Genomic DNA, 18410 nt, shown 5'->3' on the forward strand with positions numbered 1-18410 from the left:
ATGGAGAATATGACTCCTTTATATAGACAGTATAAATCTATAAAAGATCAATTTTCTGATGCTATTCTCCTCTTTAGGTTAGGAGATTTTTATGAGGCTTTTGAGGAAGATGCAAAGATAATATCTCAAGAACTTGATATTGTATTAACTTCTAAAGAAATTGGTAAGGGCAGAAGAATTCCTATGGCTGGCGTACCTTATCATGCTTTGGATAGTTACTTATCTAAGTTAGTGCAAAAAAAGTATAAAGTAGCAATCTGTGAGCAAGTAGAAGATCCAGCATTGGCGAAAGGACTTGTTAAGAGAGAGGTAGTAAGAGTTATCACTCCTGGAACTCTAGTAGAGGATACTCTTCTTGAGGATAAGAATAATAATTTTTTATCCTCAATCTATGCTTTGAATAAAGAGTATATCTCTCTTGCTACTATCGATGTGTCCACTGGTGAATTCTTTGCTACAGAGTGGAGAGGAAAAGAGGCTGAGGAGATAATTTATTCAGAGTTAGTTAGATTAAAACCTAAAGAAATAATTTTACCCTTTTCGTTAAAGGATTTATTTTCAGAGTTGTTAACTGATCTAAAAAGAGAAGTAGACCCTAAAATTACTCTTTTGGATGATAATTATTTTCAATTCTCCGATTATGCTATTAAGTATTCTGATGATAAAGAAAAATACCCTCTTGCAGAAAGATCCGTAAATGGGGCTCTGAACTACATAAAAGAGGTTATGTTTACTATTCCAACTCATATTGAGAGGGTGGAAATTTATCAACCCCAACAGTATTTGATCCTTGATAGTACAGCTATAAAACATTTAGAGCTTCTTGAAACAGTAAGAGAGGGACAGAGAAGAGGTAGTTTAATATGGGTACTTGATAAAACTTTAACATCTATGGGGGCAAGACTCTTAAAAAAATGGATTTTACAGCCTCTTTTAAATGTAAATGCAATAAAAAAGAGACAAGGAGCAATAAAGGAATTTTTAGAAAAGGAACCTTGGAGAAGAGAAATAGAAGATATATTAAAGGAAATGCCTGATCTTGAAAGGATAAATTCTCGGATCAATTATAATACTGCTACCCCTAAGGAATTAATATATTTGAGGCAAGCTTTATCTTTTTTACCCTTACTGAGAAAGTCTCTTGAAAAGGCAGAATCAGATAGATTGAAAGAATTAAAAGAAAATCTACCTGATCTTGAGCCTTTATATGAGGAACTTGATAGAGCTCTTGTGGAAAGTCCTCCTTCACATATTAAAGATGGAGGATATATAAAAGATGGATACGATCCCAATCTTGACGAGTTGAGAAGGCTTTTAAGAGAGAGCAAGGACTGGTTGATCAATCTTGAAAACCGAGAAAGAGAAAGAACTGGTATAAAATCTCTTAAGATTGGGTATAACCAGGTTTTCGGTTACTACATAGAAGTAACAAAAGCTAACTTAAATCTGGTTCCTCCTGATTATATAAGAAAACAGACTTTGGTTAATGCAGAGAGATTTATTACACCGGAGTTGAAAGAATGGGAGAATAAGATTTTACATGCAGAGGATAATATCAAAAAAATAGAAGAAGAACTTTTTCAAAATTTAAGAAAAAAGGTTATCGAACATTCAAGAGATATTACTACTTTTGCTCAAATTATTGGCGAGATAGATGTTTATATTTCTCTTGCAAAAGCGGCAAGAGAGTACAATTACGTATGTCCTCAGGTTACCAATGATTATGATGTGATAATAAGGGAGGGGCGACATCCTGTAATTGAAAGAATGCTTCCTCCAGGCACCTTTGTTCCCAATGATGCTTATCTTAATAGGGAGAAATTTATTGATCTAATAACTGGTCCTAATATGGCTGGAAAGTCCACATATATAAGGCAAATTGCTTTAATTATTATTCTTGCTCAGATGGGTTCATTTATTCCTGCCAAAGAAGCCAAAATAGGAGTGGTAGATAGAATATTTACAAGAATAGGAGCATGGGATGATATATCTTCTGGTGAGAGTACTTTTCTTGTGGAGATGAAAGAGGTTGGAAATATTCTTTCTCATGCTACCGAGAGAAGTCTTATAATTCTTGATGAGGTGGGTAGAGGAACCAGTACTTACGACGGAATAAGTATCGCTTGGGCTATAGTGGAGTATATACATAATAAGATAAAGGCAAAGACTCTTTTTGCTACTCATTACCATGAACTTACTGAACTGGAAAAGGAATTGAGACATCTTAAAAATTTGAGTGTGGCAGTACAAGAAAAAGGTAAAGAGATAATTTTCTTACATAAAATAGTAGACAAGCCTGCAGATAAAAGTTATGGAATATATGTGGCTCAGCTTGCTGACTTACCAAGAGAGGTGATTGAGAGGGCAGAGAAGATTCTTTTGGAGCTTGAGAAGGGAAGAGAAATAAAAAAGAAAGAAGTTATACAACTTCCTCTGTTCTCAGAAATAACAGATTCTAAACTTGAAAAATTAAGAAATGAAATTCTTTCTTTGAATACTAATGAACTTACTCCAATTCAAGCCCTTTTAAAAATTCATGAATGGAAAGAACTTATAAAATAAGTTATGGGAAAGGTAGTCTTATTACCTGAAGAACTGAGAAACAAAATAGCTGCTGGAGAAGTAGTAGAAAGGCCTGTATCAGTGGTAAAGGAGCTGGTTGAGAATTCCATTGATGCAGGAGCTACTAGGATTATTGTTGAATTTGCAAACGGTGGTGAAACCCTAATATCAGTGATAGATGATGGAGAGGGAATGACAAGAGAAGATGCTATCCTTGCTCTGAATAGATTTGCTACTAGTAAGATAAAAACCGAAGAAGATCTGTATAACATCAAAACCCTTGGTTTTAGAGGAGAAGCCCTCGCTAGTATAGCAAGTGTTTCCAAAATGGAGTTAAGGTCAAAAACAGAATTAGAGGATGGTGTCTTTATAAAAGTTGAGGGAGGAGTAATTAAAGAAGTTAATCTTTGGCAAGGTTCTAAAGGGACTGTTATTAAAGTCTCTGATCTCTTTTATAATGTGCCTGCAAGAAAAAAGTTTTTGAAGAGTAAGGCTACAGAAACAAACTTAATCATTGATTTTGTAAAGAGAATTGCAATAGCTTATCCTCAAATATCTTTCCAGCTTATTCAGGATGGTAAAAGCAAGTTTATAACTCCAGGAGATGGTGATCTAGAAAATTTGATTTCTCTACTTTTTGATATAAGGGTGCAAGAGAGCTTAATATCTTTTCAAAAACGAGAGGGTGATTACTGTATAGAGGGTTTTGTAAGTAAGCCTGGAAAGCTCATTGCATTAAAATCTCAGGATTATTTTTATGTAAACCGAAGATGGGTAAGAAATAATACTATTCTTCAGGCTATAAGAGAAGGGTATAAAGGTAGAATTCTCGATGGATATTTTCCTTTTTCTATAATTTTCTTGACTGTTCCATACAGCGAAGTAGATGTTAATGTGCATCCCACAAAGAGAGAGGTTAAGTTTCAAAAGGAGAAAGAAGTATACGAGTTTGTATTTAGGAGTATAAGAGAAGCTTTGGACGAAGAGGAAAAGAAATTCTTCATCAATATGAAAGCGCCAGAAACAGAAAGTAAGGAATACAAAAGTGATTCTCAAATAACATTAGATAGAGAAATCCTTTCTTTACCCCTTGAATTTAAACCTTACAAATCGGAAAAAAAATTATCAGAGGCAGTAAGCGAATATATTCCTTTAAGATCAGGTTTTCGAATAGTAGGACAAATATTTGATAATTATATAATCTTAGAAACAAAAGATAAGGTTTATATAATAGACCAGCATGCAGCTCATGAGAGAATAAAATATGAAGAGTTGAAAGAAGAATTGAATTTAGGATATATTCAAAATGTAGAGATCCTTTTCCCTGTAGTTATTGAGGTTTCAGAAGAAGAGAAAATCCTATTAGATAAATATAAAGATTTGTTAGAGAGATTTGCCTTTTCTTGGGAAGATTTTGGACCATATCATATAAGGATTGTCAAGGTTCCATATGAATTTTTAAATTTTGATTCAAAATCAATTGAAAATCTTTTTCGTGAAATAATATCAGATATAAGTGAAAAAGATCTCTCAAAATTAGAAGATAAGATAATCAAAAGTATGGCATGTCATAGTGCTGTAAGAAGTGGTAATATCCTCATTAGAGAGGAGATGGAGATGCTTATAAAATTAATCTTTGAGAAAAATATCCCTTTAACCTGTCCTCACGGAAGACCCTACATATGGGAAATTAGTAGAGAGGATTTAGAGAGGTATTTTCACAGGAGATGAAGATACCCTTAGCAGTTATTCTTGGTCCAACAGGTACTGGAAAAACAGATCTTTCTCTCGAGCTTGCTAAATATCTTCCTGTAGAAATTGTCTCTGTGGATTCCATGCAGGTTTATCAGGGTATGGATATTGGCACTGCAAAACCCTCTTTAGAAGATAGGAAAAGAGCACCTCACCATTTAATAGATATAGTTCCACCAGATTATTTCTTTACTGTTGCAGAGTTTAAAGAGAGGGCTTTAAAAGCTATAGATGAGATATATGAAAGAGGCCATTATCCTCTGCTTGTAGGGGGAACTCCTCTCTACTATAAAGTACTATTTGGAGAATTTTCTATTCCTCATGTTCCTCCTGATTTAGAGTTTAGAAAGAAGATGAGAGAGATAGCAGAAAGAGAAGGGGAATACAAATTATATGAGGAGTTAAAAAAAGTAGATCCTAAGACTGCATCTAAGGTTCATCCAAGAGACTTAAAGAGGATAATTAGAGCTCTTGAGGTATATCACAAAGTTGGTAAACCTATAAGCGAAATAGCAGGAGAGAAAAAGGAAGATAGATTTTTTGTCTCTAAAATAGGTCTCTATATGCCAAGAGAGTTACATTATAAGATCTTAGAGCAAAGAGTTGATAAAATGATTGAAAAGGGATTGATTGATGAAGTTAGAAACCTTTATTTGAAAGGCATAGATGAGCGTTTTGTTTCTATGCAAGGTATAGGTTATAAAGAGTTATTAAAATATTTGAAAGGAGAACTTACTCTTGAAGAGAGCATAGATCTTATAAAAAAGAGAACAAAAGAGTTTGTAAAAAGACAATATACATGGTTTAAAAAGTATAAGGATATTCATTGGTTTGATGTTTCTCAATATTCTCTTTCACAACTTGCTAAATTAGTTTATAATACCATAATAAACGATTGGGAGAGTCAAGGTTATAGATATCAAGATCAGGAAGGAGTGGATAAAGTTAATGATTAAGAGAGCAAAAAGGATTGAAAATCTACCACCATATTTATTTGCTCGCATAGATCAATTAAAAGAGGAAGCTATAAAAAGAGGAATTGATGTGATTAGTCTTGGAATTGGTGATCCTGACCAACCTACTCCAATGCCTGTAGTACAAAAATTATGTGAAGAAGCATTAAATCCTGAAAATCATAGGTATCCTTCCTACGAAGGTTTATTAGAATATCGTAAAGCAGTGGCAGATTGGTATAAATATAGGTTTAATGTGGAGTTAGACCCTAAAAGAGAGGTATTATCTCTCATAGGTTCTAAAGAGGGATTAGTACATATGATATGGGGACTTGTAGATAAAGGAGACATAGTCCTATGTCCGGATCCTGGTTATCCTGTTTATAGAATTTCCACCTTACTTGCTGAGGGAGAACCTTATTCCATACCGCTTAAAATTGAGAATAGGTTTCTTCCCAAATGGGAAGATATTCCATCGGATATTGCTAAGAGAGCTAAGGTTATGTTCTTGAATTATCCTAGTAATCCTACTGGGGCAGTAATAGATAAAAAAGGATTGGAAGAAGCTGTAAGATTTGCAAAAGAGTATGATATCGTCATTTTATATGATAATGCGTATTCAGAGATAACTTTTGATGGATTTGTAGCTCCCTCTATCCTTGAGGTTGACGGGGCTAAGGACATTGCTGTAGAGTTTAGCTCTCTTTCAAAGACCTTCAATATGACTGGATGGAGAATAGGTTATGCGGTGGGTAATGCAGATTTAATTTCCATTCTTTCTACAGTTAAAACTAATGTGGATTCAGGTGTTTTTCAGGCAATACAGTATGCTGCTATTGAGGCTTTAAATAATTTAAGAGACTTTCCAAAAGAAAGTGTAAAAATTTATCAAAAAAGAAGAGATATGGTACTTGATGCTTTTAAAGGTATGGGGGTTGACATACTACCCCCAAAGGGTACTTTTTATGTTTGGGTTCCTGTTCCTGAAGGGTTTACCTCTACTGATTTTGCGGCATTTCTTTTAGAGGAGATTGGAGTACTTGTAGTGCCTGGTATTGGTTATGGAGAATATGGAGAAGGATATATAAGAATCTCAACTACTATAAATGAGAATAGGTTAATTGAAGCTCTGAAAAGAGTTAAAGAATTTTTTGGGAGGGATGATTGGAAATCGAAAAAGCCATCCTTGTTGCTAAAGTAAGTGATTTAGAAGAATTAGAAGAACTTAAATTACTTTCTAAAACTGCAGGAGTAAAAGTACAAAAGGTCTTGCTTTTTGGTGGAGATCCTGATCCTGCTTCGTTTTTAAGAAGTGGTAAATTAGAAGAATTGAAATATTTGGTTATAGAAGAAAGAGCAGATTTAGTTATATTTAGCAATGATCTAACGCCTGTGCAACTACGGAATTTAGAGAAGGAAATACCTACGAAGATAATAGATAGGACAATGTTGATTCTTGATATTTTTGCTCAACATGCAAGAACTAAAGAAGGAAAAATTCAGGTAGAACTTGCACAATTAGAATACTTACTTCCAAGGCTTGTTGGAAGAGGGGAGGCTTTGTCCAGACTTGGAGGAGGTATAGGTACTAGGGGGCCAGGCGAAACTAAGCTTGAGATTGATAGAAGAAAAATTAGAAGGAGGATATATGCTCTAAAAAGAGAATTAGAAGATATAAAGAAAGAAAGGGAGATTCAAAGAAAGAAAAGGCTAAATCTTCCTCAAGTTGCTCTTGTAGGATATACCAATGCTGGAAAGTCAACTCTATTTAATCTGTTAACGGGAGCAAATGTCTTAGTTGAAGATCTGCTATTTGCTACTTTAGATCCTACAGTGAGAAAAATTAATTTTAGGAATAATTGGGAGGTTTTAATATCTGATACTGTTGGTTTTATAAGAAACTTACCTGAAGAGTTATTGACTGCTTTTAGAGCAACTCTTGAAGAGATATACTATGTGGATTTGATACTTCATGTGATAGATGTATCAGACAAGAACTTTAGAAAGCAAATAGAGGTTGTGGAATCTGTCTTAGAGGAAATGGGCATAGAAGAGAAGCCTATAATTAGGGTATATAATAAAATCGACCTTTTAACTAAAGAAGAGATTCGATATTTAAGGCAGGAGTTAGATTATAGACCTTCAGTGTTTATTTCTGCAAAAGAAAGAATAGGGATAGAAAGGTTAAAAGATCTAATCGTAAGTGAACTTCTGAAAGGTGTGAGAAGATATAAGATTAATATCCCCTATGACAAATATAATGTATTTCAGAAATATAAGGGAAAGTTATATATAGAGGAAGAAAATTATAGGGAAGATTTTGTTGAAATAAAAGCTCGAATACCTAAGGAGTATAGAAAATTACTTGAAGAGTTAAGATGACAATAGCTTACACATAGTTAGGCCGTTTTCTAACATGTGATCGTTGTTGAAGAATATATAAACTTTGTCTACGCTCAGTTTTTTAATCCTGTCTGCATATTCTTTTAACTCTTCTTCTGTATATTTATAAGAATACCATCTGTTTTTTCCATGAAATCTTAGATACGCCTTATTTGTTGTTACAATGATCTCATCTGGAAGTTTTGGAGCACTTACTGAAACGAAAGTTATGTTATTTTCTTTTAGTTTTTCTATAATCTCTTCTTTAAACCAATCTATTTTTCTGGGTTCAAAGGCAAATTTGTCGTTTATTTGAGTAAATTGATGGAAGTCTATTATTTTTGAAAGATTTTCGGATCCTAGACTAGGAGGAATTTGAAATAGATAAAGATCTATAAAAGGTTCTAAAGGTTCAAATAGTTTGTAAAATTTCACCCAATTTTCTTGGGCATCTTTACTGAATTTGTAAAGATGAGTTATAGATCTATGTACTTTTATCACAAATCTCAACTTATGACCATATTCAATCCATTTCAGGATGGTCTTTTCTCTAGGAAAATGGTAAAAACTGCTATTAACTTCAATGGCGTTAAAAGGAGTGTTTTCTATGTACCACTCTAAATCTCTTTTAGGATTCCAACTGTAACTCCATCCTGATGTGCCTATTAAAATTTCCATGTTTTTATTATATACTATAATTGACTTTTTAAAATAATTGTTTTATACTAACTTGACTTTTCAGCAATATTTATTTTTGTACCTTCACGATTTTATTCTTTTTTTCTAATGTAAATATGATTTCTTTAATTTACTAAAACTTTTAGAAATTTTTCCAAAAAGGAGGTTAAGTAAAGGGATGTCTTATGAGGATTTAGTACTCAAAACTAGAGCAGAGTTGGTAGAAATAGCCAGAGAATTAAAAATACCTGGTTATTATCGTATGACGAAAGAAGAAATGATAGAGGCTATTAGTAGGAAGTTAGAAGAGGGGGGAGAAATTTCTGAACTATCTAAAGATAGAGTTTCTTCTGTTGTTACCGAAAAAGAAGAGGTAGAAGAAAAAGAAGCAACTGTTGAGGAAAAAGTTGAAGAAAAAAAGGAAGAAAAGCAGGAGCAAAAGGATAAGGTTATTATTGACGGTTTTGAATGTATATATAGAGAGGGCTATTTGGAAATCACAGAAGATGGTTATGGCTTTATTAGGAAAAATTTTAAGCCCAGTGATGAAGACGTATATATTTCCGCCTCACAGATTAAAAAATTTGGTTTAAGATATGGAGACTTAATTGGAGGAATGGTACGTCCTCCAAAAGAAAATGAAAGATGGTATGCTATTCTAAGAATTGACACTGTAAATGGAAGAGATTTAATGCATTCGAGACAAAGGCCTAAATTTGATGATTTAATTCCTTATCATCCTACTGAAAGATTAAAGCTTGAGACTACTCCTGATGAGGTAGATACGAGACTAATAGATCTTCTTGCTCCTATAGGAAAGGGTCAAAGAGGATTGATTGTTTCTCCACCAAAAGCTGGTAAGACTACTTTATTAAAGAAAATAGCAAATGGAATATCTGCAAATCATAAAGAGGTAAAATTATTTATCCTACTAATAGATGAAAGGCCTGAAGAAGTTACAGATTTCAGAAGATCAGTTCAAGGAGAGGTTATTGGTTCTACTTTTGATGAACCACCTGAGAGGCATATCCAAGTAGCTAAGCTTGTATTAGAGAGAGCTAAGAGGCTTGTAGAGTATGGCGAACATGTGGTAATTTTACTTGACAGTATTACAAGATTAGCAAGAGCTTATAACTGGGCTGTACCTTCTAGTGGTAGGACTCTTTCGGGTGGAGTCGAACTTGCAGCCCTACATCATGCAAAGGAGTTTTTTGGAGCTGCAAGAAATATTGAAGATGGCGGTAGTTTAACTATTCTTGCTACAGCTTTAATAGAAACAGGAAGTAGAATGGATGATGTCATTTTTGAAGAGTTCAAAGGTACTGGAAATATGGAACTGGTTTTAGATAGGAAACTTGCTGATAGAAGAATCTTTCCTGCAATAAGTATATCAAGGTCTGGTACAAGAAAGGAAGAATTATTGTATCCTGAAGATCAGTTAAGAAAGATATGGTTCTTAAGAAGAACCCTAATAGGTCAAGAAGAGGGAGAGGCAATAGAAGGGCTTAAGAGAATGCTTAGAGAGACGAGAAATAATGAAGAATTTTTAAGGGTTATTGACGGAATAATTAAGAAGAGTAATACTATTAGAAGATAGATTATTGATCTATTAATTATTAATTTATGAGGTAAGGAGAAGTGAAAAGAATAGCGATTAGAGTCCTGATTAGTTTTTTGTTAATATTCATTATTTTTTTGTTTTTCTTTCTTCCTTTAAAAACTAAAGTAGTATTATATACTTATAATCCAGACACTCAAAACCTCAAAAAAAGTGACTCTGAAATTGAGACTACTTTAGCCGAAAGGCTAATCTTTAGAGATAGTATTTACAAAAAGGTTATATTGAATTTGATTGATGAGTCAAATAAAAATCAGTATCACTTTCCTATACCGAGAGGTACAAAACTCTTAAGTTTGAGTGTAAAAGATGGTATAGCTTATGTAAATTTTTCAGAGGAATTTAGGAAGAATCATCCAGGAGGAAGTTTAGGAGAGATCTTAACAGTATATAGTGTTGTTAATTCATTAACTGAATTTCCTGAAATTAAAAAGGTCCAAATACTTATTGGAGGAGCCTTTGTCGAGACTCTAGCTGGACATGTTGATCTTACCTCTCCTTTAGAAAAAGATTTATCTATGGTTAGATAGAGATGAGGGTTGGCGTAATATCTGATATACATAGTAATTTGCCTGCTCTTGAGAGAGTATATAAAAATCTTGAAGGCGAAGTTGATGAAATATATTTTCTTGGGGATATAGTTGGATATGGGCCTTTTCCTAATGAGTGCGTAGATTATCTGAAAAAATTTAGTTTTAAAGTAATTGGTAATCATGATGCTGCTGTGGCTGGTATAAGGAGTTATGATGATTTTAATGAATATGCAAGATTTGCTATTGATTGGACAAAGGAAAATATTTCTATTGAGAATATCGAAAAGTTAAAAAATTTACCTCAAATAAAAGAATTAGAAGACCTATATCTTGTACATGGTAGTTTAAGAGATCCATTAGATGAGTATCTCATTAACTACTATTCTGTTTTTGCAAATTTTGAGTTAATGGAGAAAAATATTGCTTTTTTTGGACATACGCATCTTGCTGGTGTTTTTATCTTTTCTGAAAAAGAGAAGGAGATTTATTATGTAAGTTTTATAAATGAGGGAAAGCTAAAATTAGAAAGAGGTCATAAATACTTGATAAATCCTGGAAGTGTAGGACAACCAAGAGATGGTAATTGGAAATCAAGTTATGTAGTCTATGATACAAAGTCAAAGGTTATAGAATTTTACAGAGTAGAATATAATTTGGAGAGTTTGCAGAAGTATATGAAAATGTTAGGATTTCCTAGACACTTGTGGGAGAGATTGCAATACGGGAGGTGATTTTTATGAAACTTTTAGTAATGAGTGATACTCACGGAGATATTAGTTTTTGGGAACATGTTAGAAATTTTGTAGAGGAAAGTGATTACATAATCCATGCTGGAGATGTTCTTTATCATGGCCCAAGAAATCCACTTCCTTCAGGATATAATCCTCCTAAGCTTGCTGAGTTAATAAATAATTCTAAGCCCTTCTTTATAGCTAAAGGAAATTGTGATGCTGAAGTAGATCAGCTAGTTTTAAGTTATCCTATAGCATCTCCCTACATATTACTCTACTTTGACCCACTAAAGATTTTAGTGACTCATGGGGAGGATAAAGAAGAAAAAGATCTTTGGAATATGGCGGAAAAATATGACGTAAATGTCTTGATTTTTGGGCATATACATACTCCTGTTTTGAAGAAAGAAAAAAATAGAATACTTTTAAATCCAGGAAGTCCCTCTCTTCCAAAAGTTCCTCATAAGACTATTGCCTTAATAGATGGTAAAAAAATATCAATTCTAGATATAATCAATAAAAAAGAGCTTTATTCTTTAGAGGTGTAGTTAAAATTGTTGTTATCTCTTGACTTAAGAAAAATTTTTTTATAATATTATCTTAGCTATCGGGGCATGGCGCAGTTGGTTTAGCGCGCCTGGTTTGGGACCAGGAGGTCGCTGGTTCAAGTCCAGCTGCCCCGACCAGTTAAGAGAAAAAGAGCGGGAGTAGCTCAGGGGTAGAGCATCAGCCTTCCAAGCTGAGGGCCGCGGGTTCAAATCCCGTCTCCCGCTCCAAAATTTTAAATGGGCTTTGCGCCCATAGCTCAGGTGGACAGAGCGGCAGACTTCGAATCTGCAAGTCGGAGGTTCAAGTCCTCCTGGGCGCGCCAAAAGTCGTGGGAAAGTAATGAATGGTGAACGTAGCTCAGTATGGCAGAGCGCTGGGTTGTGGCCCCAGTGGTCGCGGGTTCAAATCCCGCCGTTCACCCCAGATATAGATAAAAGCGCCCGTAGCTCAGTAGGATAGAGCAACGGACTTCTAATCCGTGGGTCGGGGGTTCGAATCCCTCCGGGCGCGCCATTCTTGGGCCGTTAGCTCAACTGGCAGAGCACCTGACTCTTAATCAGGGGGTTGCAGGTTCGACTCCTGCACGGCTCACCAGTTGTGCGAGGGTGGCGGAATGGCAGACGCGCTAGACTTAGGATCTAGTGGGATTTCCCGTGTGGGTTCAAATCCCACCCCTCGCACCAAAAAAGTAGTGAAGAATTTGGGTGCGGGAGTAGCTCAGGGGTAGAGCGTCTCCTTGCCAAGGAGAAGGCCGCGGGTTCAAATCCCGTCTCCCGCTCCAAAATTTTATATATAATGTATCAAACAGCCTCAGATTTACATCTGAGGTATTATTTTGTTATAGGGAGGTTAGATTGATGCCAATTAATGAATCAAGTTTCAAATATGAGATAGAAAAACTTCAAGGAAGCAGAATAAAAGTAAACGTAGAGGTAGATGCAAAAGAAAGAGAGCAGAGTTTAGAAAGGGCTTATAAAAATTTAGTAAAAAGATATCAGGTTCCTGGTTTTAGGAAGGGTTATACACCTCGTCCTGTACTTGAAAAGTACTTGGGTAGTGAGGCTTTTGAGGATGAGGCAATAAGAATAGTTGCGAGAGATATTTTAAATATGATTCTTAAAAACGAAAAACTCACACCTTTACAAGATCCTTATTTTGATTTGTTACCTGAAGGTTGGAAAGAAAACGAAAATTTGAAATTCTCTATTGTGATTGAGATACCCCCTGAATTTAAGCTTGGGAATTATAAGGGCTTTTCAATAAAGAGAGAAAAAATTGAGGTTTCAGAAGAAGAGGTTGATAGAGTAATAGAACAAATTGAACTTCAACTCAGTAAGTTAAATTCTGTGGAAGATGGAAGTGTAGAAAAAGGTGACGTGGTTTATCTTGAAAGGGAAAAAGAAGATGGTACTCAGCTTCCGCCTTTATGGTTTACTCTTAATGGGCAGATGCTACCAGATTTAGAAGAGAAGTTAATTGGAATGAAGGTAGGGGAAGAGAAAATTATAGAAGTGAATTTTCCTGAAGATTTTTATGAGAAGGAAATTGCTGGACAGACCTTGCCTTTAAAATGGAGAGTTAAGAAGATTTGGAGATATGAAAAACCCGACGAAGAAACTTTTCTTCAGAAAGTAAATGCGAATTCTTTAGAGGAGTTTAGAGAAAGAGTGAAAGAAAGTATTAGAGAAGAGAGAGAAAGACTAGAGAAAGATAGGCTTTTTGCAGAGATACTGGATAAGATATTGGAGACTACCGAACTTGATCCTCCTCTAAGTTATGTGCATTATTTGGCAGAAAATATATTGAAAGAATTTCTTAGCGAACTAAATAAAAAAGGCTTAAATTTGGAAGACTATCTTGCCCAAAGGGGTATTAATAGAGATGAATTTGTAAACAATGTAATAGAGGATGCAAGGAGAAGAATTAAAATAGAAATGATTCTTGATAAAATTGCTGAGGTTGAGAACATTGATGTTTCTGAAGAAGAAGTAGAAAATGTGATAAAAGAAATTGCAGAAAATGAGGGTAAGGATTATAAAGAAATTAGAAGAGAGTTAGAGAGGGAAGGTACAATTAACACTTTAAAAAGAAATATGCTTAGAGAAAAAGTGAGGGAATTTTTGATAAAAGAAAATGTTGTAGAGGAGGAATGATGAGAAATGTTAGTTCCGATTGTAATTGAACAGACCCCAAGGGGCGAAAGAGCCTATGATATATATTCTCGCCTTTTGAAGAGTAGAATAGTTTTTTTAGGAACAGCAATTAATGATGAGGTAGCAAATTTAGTAGTTGCTCAGCTTTTATTTTTAGAGTCAGAAGATCCTGAGAAAGATATATATCTTTACATAAATAGTCCAGGTGGTGAGGTTTCCGCAGGCCTTGCCATCTATGATACTATGAGACATATAAAACCTAAGGTGGCCACAGTTTGTGTAGGGCAAGCTGCAAGTATGGCTGCTATCTTACTTGCTGCAGGAGATAAAGGCAAGCGATATGCATTACCTCACTCGAGAGTGATGATTCATCAACCTCTTGGAGGAGCTTATGGACCTGCAGCTGATATAGAGATCCACACTAGGGAGATTTTAAAAATCAAGAGAGTTTTAAACGAAATTTTAGCCCACCATACTGGTCAACCTATAGAAAAGATTGAAAGAGATACTGATAGAGATTTCTTTATGTCTGCTTATGAAGCAAAAGAGTATGGTATTGTGGATGAGGTTTTAGAAAGTAAAAAAGAATAGGAGATGATCTATGAGCGATAGAGATATTCGCTGTTCTTTCTGTGGAAGGACACAAAAAGAGGTTAAAAAATTAATTGCAGGACCAGGTGTATATATATGTGACGAATGTGTGAAATTAGCTTATGACATCATAGAAGAGGATGAAGAAGAGGACGTAACTGAGGAATTTGAAGATTTTGTTTTGCCAAAGCCTCATGAGATAAAAAATTTTCTTGACCAGTATGTGATAGGACAAGAGAGAGCTAAGAAAATTTTATCAGTTGCTGTTTATAATCATTATAAACGAATATTTATGAAATCCAAAATAACAGAAGATGTGGAAATACAAAAAAGCAATATTTTGCTTATTGGTCCTACGGGAGTTGGAAAAACCCTGTTGGCAGAGACATTAGCTAAGTTTCTTAAGGTACCTTTTGCTATAGCTGATGCTACAACATTAACAGAAGCTGGATATGTGGGTGAAGATGTAGAAAATATTCTTTTAAGATTAATTCAGAATGCAGATTGGGATATCAAAAGGGCCGAAAAGGGGATTGTTTACATAGATGAAATAGATAAAATCTCAAGAAAATCTGAAAATCCATCCATAACCAGAGATGTTTCAGGAGAAGGAGTACAACAAGCTCTTTTAAGGATAGTAGAAGGTACTATTGCAAATGTTCCACCTCAGGGTGGAAGAAAACATCCTTATCAAGAATTTATTCAGATAAATACTAAGGATATATTGTTTATAGCTGGTGGATCCTTTGAGGGCATAGAAAAGATTGTTGAGAAAAGATTGGATGTTTCTAGTATAGGATTTGGAGCTCAAATAGAGCCTAAAAATCGTAAATCTCTAACTCAAATCTTGAATCATATTATTCCCGAGGATCTTATTAAATTTGGGATGATTCCCGAATTTGTAGGAAGATTCCCTGTAGTTGCAGTATTAGAGCCTTTAAGTGAGGAAGCCCTTTTGAAAATTTTAACTGAACCTAAAAATGCCCTTGTTAAACAATATAAAGCATTACTCTCCATAGAAGGGGTAGAGATTGACTTTACTGATGAAGCTTTGAGGTCTATAGTAAAGGAAGCTCTTGAGAAAGCTACAGGTGCAAGAGGACTTAGAGCAGTAATGGAGGAATTAATGTTGGATTTAATGTATGAACTTCCTAATCTTGGTATTAAGAGATTTACAATAACCCCTGAACTGGTTTATAATCGAGGGAAAATTTCTCAGGAGTTATTAAAAAAGCTTGCTGGATAAAGGGGGCTGTAAGTAATGAAAGAGAGTATGCCTTCGGTCTATTCTTTTAATGAGGTGGAAGATAAGTGGTATAAATATTGGCTTGAAAAGGACTATTTTCATGCTGATGTAGACAAAAACAAAAAACCTTATTCCATAGTGTTGCCCCCTCCTAATATTACTGGATCTCTTCATATGGGACATGCTCTTAATGCTACCATCCAAGATATTCTTATAAGATGGAGAAGAATGCAGGGGTTTAATGCTTTGTGGATACCAGGTACAGATCATGCTGGTATAGCCACCCAGATGGTAGTGGAAAGGGAACTCTTAAAAGAAGGTAAAACAAGATGGGATCTTGGTAGAGAGAAGTTTCTTGAAAGGGTATGGCAATGGAAAGAGAAATACGGAAATACTATTGTGGAACAGTTGAAGAGGTTGGGAGTTTCATGTGACTGGAAAAGATTTAGATTTACTATGGATGAAGTCTATTCGAGGGCTGTCATAAAAGCTTTTGTGGAGTTATACAAAAAAGGATATATCTATAAAGGTGAAAGGATTATTAACTGGTGTCCTCGTTGTAAAACTGCTCTTTCTGATCTCGAAATAAAATATGTGGAAGAGAATTCTTTTCTTTGGCATATAAAGTATCCCTTACACAATGAGGATGGTTATGTGATAATAGCTACAGCAAGACCTGAAACTATGCTTGGAGATACAGCGGTTGCAGTTAATCCAGAAGATGAAAGATATAAAAATTTAATAGGTAAAAAGGTAGTGTTACCTCTCGTAGGAAGGGTAATTCCAATAATTGCTGATGAGCATGTGGATCCCTCTTTTGGTACAGGAGCATTAAAAGTTACACCAGCTCATGATGCTGATGATTTTGAGATTGGTAAAAAACATAATTTAGAATTTATCTCTGTTATAGACGAAAATGGAATAATGAATGAAAATGCAGGAAGATACAAAGGATTGAATGTTTTTGAATGTAGGAAGAAAATTGAGGAAGATTTAGAAAAAGAAGGATATTTATTGAAAAAAGAACCTTATATACATGATCTTGCCACTTGCGATAGATGTGGAACTCCTATTGAACCTTTAATTTCGAAGCAATGGTTTATGAGAATGGAAAATATTGCAAAGCCTGCTATAGAAGTTGTAGAAAAAGGAGAAGTTAAATTTGTACCTGATCGCTGGAAGAAGGTTTATTTTGATTGGATGTATAACATAAAAGATTGGTGTCTTTCAAGACAGCTTTGGTGGGGACATAGGATACCAGCATGGTATTGTGAAGATTGTGGGCATATTAATGTAGAGGAAAAACAACCCGAAAAATGCGAAAAATGTGGTTCTAAAAACCTAAAACAAGATGAAGATGTATTAGATACCTGGTTTAGTTCGGCATTGTGGCCTCTTGGAACCTTAGGATGGCCTGAGGATACTGAAGATTTGAATTATTTTTATCCCACTTCAGTTCTAAGTACTGCAAGAGACATTATAAACCTCTGGGTTGCCAGAATGATTATGATGGGGCTTGAGTTTAAAGGAGACATTCCATTTTATTATGTTTATGTGCATCCTACGGTTCTCACTAGGGAAGGTAAAAGAATGAGTAAATCTAAAGGGACTGGTGTAGATCCCTTAGAACTCATAAATAAATATGGGGCGGATGTAACAAGATTTGGTCTTGCTATTCAGTGTACCGAAATGCAGGATCTGAGATTCCATGAGGAGAATTTTGAGAATACTAAGAATTTCACAAATAAAATATGGAATGCTGCAAGATTTGTAATCTCAAATTTAGATTTTAATTTAAATTACAATGAGGTGGATCTTAGTAAGCACTCCTTATCTTTGAGTGATAAATGGATATTAACTAGGTTGCAGAAAGTAATTCGTGAGGTTACTGAGCATCTGGAGAATTTTAGGTTTAGTGAATATGTTAAGACTATTTATAACTTCTTTTGGTCCGAATTTTGTGATTGGTATATTGAGCTTTCAAAGCCGAGACTTTCTAGTACCGAAGATCCAGAGAGTAAATTAATTGCACAAGTTATTCTTTGGAGAGTATTAAAAGAAAGTATGCAACTTTTACATCCCGTTATGCCTTTTATTACAGAAGAGATATGGCAAAAGCTCCCATCAACTGATGAGAGTATAATGATTTCAAAATGGCCAGAACCAAATGAATCATTAATAGACGAAGAAGCCGAAAGAGATATGATATTTCTTATGGACTCTATAAGAAGTATAAGAGCAATAAGATCAGAATTTAATATTTTACCTAATGAGGTTATTAATGTGGAATTTAGCACACCTAATAAATATAAGGAGGTTATTCTTCAAGGATATTCCGGTTACTTCTATACTCTTGCAAAGGCTAAGCTCTCTAGTACTTCAGAAAAGAAGGATCTCAAACATGTAGCCCATAAGATTGTAGAGGATGTGAATTATTATGTGAATTTAGAAGGTTTAATAGATATAAATAAAGAGCGCGAAAAAGTGAAAAAAGAAATAGATGATGTCTCTTTATTAATAGAGAAGATAGAAAAGCGTTTGTCAGATAAAAATTTCATAGAAAAAGCTCCTACAGAGGTTGTTGAAAAAGAAAAAGAGAAATTAGAAAATCTTAAGAAGAAATTTGAATTTTTACAGGAGAGATATAAGACTTTAGAATAAC

14 protein-coding genes and 8 tRNA genes are annotated in these 18410 nt (G+C 34.6%); 21 read left to right on the forward strand and 1 reads right to left on the reverse strand.

Going from position 1 to position 18410, the window contains the following annotated elements; all coding sequences use genetic code 11:
* The 5 genes from mutS to hflX are packed head-to-tail and all read left to right on the forward strand — an operon-like array spanning position 1 to position 7649.
* Complete coding sequence (gene mutS / locus DICTH_RS04535; RefSeq protein ID WP_012547689.1) at positions 1 to 2562, forward strand: DNA mismatch repair protein MutS; 2562 nt, start codon at positions 1 to 3, stop codon at positions 2560 to 2562.
* A gap of 3 nt (positions 2563 to 2565) precedes the next feature.
* Positions 2566 to 4293: a DNA mismatch repair endonuclease MutL gene (mutL, locus tag DICTH_RS04540; RefSeq protein ID WP_012546921.1), complete on the forward strand. Its 1728-nt coding sequence runs from the start codon at positions 2566 to 2568 to the stop codon at positions 4291 to 4293.
* A complete protein-coding gene (gene miaA / locus DICTH_RS04545) occupies positions 4290 to 5270 on the forward strand; it encodes a tRNA (adenosine(37)-N6)-dimethylallyltransferase MiaA (protein WP_012547989.1) in 981 nt (326 codons plus the stop codon). The genes mutL and miaA overlap by 4 nt, the downstream gene beginning before the upstream one ends.
* Positions 5263 to 6468 (forward strand): LL-diaminopimelate aminotransferase, encoded by a 1206-nt coding sequence (locus tag DICTH_RS04550; RefSeq protein ID WP_012547193.1) that lies wholly within the window; start codon positions 5263 to 5265, stop codon positions 6466 to 6468. The genes miaA and DICTH_RS04550 overlap by 8 nt, the downstream gene beginning before the upstream one ends.
* Entirely contained in the window at positions 6432 to 7649 is a 1218-nt protein-coding gene (gene hflX, locus DICTH_RS04555; protein ID WP_012548294.1) for a GTPase HflX, read from the forward strand. The genes DICTH_RS04550 and hflX overlap by 37 nt, the downstream gene beginning before the upstream one ends.
* On the opposite strand, the gene DICTH_RS04560 is transcribed toward hflX, so the two are convergent.
* Positions 7641 to 8327: a DUF72 domain-containing protein gene (locus DICTH_RS04560; protein ID WP_012547222.1), complete on the reverse strand. Its 687-nt coding sequence runs from the start codon at positions 8325 to 8327 to the stop codon at positions 7641 to 7643. The genes hflX and DICTH_RS04560 overlap by 9 nt on opposite strands.
* A 178-nt stretch (positions 8328 to 8505) precedes the next feature.
* Between DICTH_RS04560 and rho the strand changes: the two genes are divergently transcribed.
* The 16 genes from rho to DICTH_RS04640 all read left to right on the forward strand — a co-directional run bounded on the left by rho (position 8506) and on the right by DICTH_RS04640 (position 18409).
* A complete protein-coding gene (rho, locus tag DICTH_RS04565; RefSeq protein ID WP_012548062.1) occupies positions 8506 to 9924 on the forward strand; it encodes a transcription termination factor Rho in 1419 nt (472 codons plus the stop codon).
* Between the two features lie 41 nt (positions 9925 to 9965).
* Entirely contained in the window at positions 9966 to 10475 is a 510-nt protein-coding gene (locus tag DICTH_RS04570) for a GerMN domain-containing protein (RefSeq protein ID WP_143707868.1), read from the forward strand.
* 2 nt (positions 10476 to 10477) lie between these two features.
* Positions 10478 to 11209 carry a metallophosphoesterase family protein gene (locus DICTH_RS04575; protein WP_012547170.1) on the forward strand — a complete coding sequence of 244 codons (732 nt, stop codon included), beginning with the start codon at positions 10478 to 10480 and terminating at the stop codon, positions 11207 to 11209.
* A gap of 5 nt (positions 11210 to 11214) precedes the next feature.
* Entirely contained in the window at positions 11215 to 11757 is a 543-nt protein-coding gene (gene yfcE, locus DICTH_RS04580) for a phosphodiesterase (RefSeq protein WP_012547982.1), read from the forward strand.
* A 60-nt stretch (positions 11758 to 11817) separates the two neighbouring features.
* Positions 11818 to 11895, forward strand: a tRNA-Pro gene (locus DICTH_RS04585).
* Between the two features lie 15 nt (positions 11896 to 11910).
* A tRNA-Gly gene (locus DICTH_RS04590) sits at positions 11911 to 11985 on the forward strand.
* A gap of 18 nt (positions 11986 to 12003) precedes the next feature.
* Positions 12004 to 12080: transfer RNA gene (locus tag DICTH_RS04595), tRNA-Arg, on the forward strand.
* 24 nt (positions 12081 to 12104) lie between these two features.
* Positions 12105 to 12181, forward strand: a tRNA-His gene (locus tag DICTH_RS04600).
* 13 nt (positions 12182 to 12194) lie between these two features.
* Positions 12195 to 12271, forward strand: a tRNA-Arg gene (locus DICTH_RS04605).
* Positions 12272 to 12276: 5 nt separating this feature from the next.
* Positions 12277 to 12352 (forward strand) — tRNA-Lys (locus tag DICTH_RS04610).
* Positions 12353 to 12357: 5 nt separating this feature from the next.
* Positions 12358 to 12441 (forward strand) — tRNA-Leu (locus DICTH_RS04615).
* Between the two features lie 23 nt (positions 12442 to 12464).
* A tRNA-Gly gene (locus DICTH_RS04620) sits at positions 12465 to 12539 on the forward strand.
* Positions 12540 to 12615: 76 nt separating this feature from the next.
* Complete coding sequence (gene tig / locus DICTH_RS04625; RefSeq protein ID WP_012547566.1) at positions 12616 to 13911, forward strand: trigger factor; 1296 nt, start codon at positions 12616 to 12618, stop codon at positions 13909 to 13911.
* A gap of 6 nt (positions 13912 to 13917) precedes the next feature.
* Complete coding sequence (gene clpP / locus DICTH_RS04630; RefSeq protein WP_012548391.1) at positions 13918 to 14502, forward strand: ATP-dependent Clp endopeptidase proteolytic subunit ClpP; 585 nt, start codon at positions 13918 to 13920, stop codon at positions 14500 to 14502.
* A gap of 10 nt (positions 14503 to 14512) precedes the next feature.
* The gene (gene clpX, locus DICTH_RS04635; RefSeq protein ID WP_012547111.1) at positions 14513 to 15748 is read left to right on the forward strand and encodes an ATP-dependent Clp protease ATP-binding subunit ClpX; all 1236 of its coding nucleotides are present in this window, start codon (positions 14513 to 14515) and stop codon (positions 15746 to 15748) included.
* Between the two features lie 15 nt (positions 15749 to 15763).
* On the forward strand, positions 15764 to 18409 hold the full coding sequence (locus tag DICTH_RS04640; protein ID WP_012547709.1) for a valine--tRNA ligase: 2646 nt from the start codon (positions 15764 to 15766) through the stop codon (positions 18407 to 18409).
* Position 18410: the final 1 nt, after the last annotated feature.

It is taken from the genome of Dictyoglomus thermophilum H-6-12 (genome assembly GCF_000020965.1).
Lineage (GTDB): Bacteria > Dictyoglomota > Dictyoglomia > Dictyoglomales > Dictyoglomaceae > Dictyoglomus > Dictyoglomus thermophilum.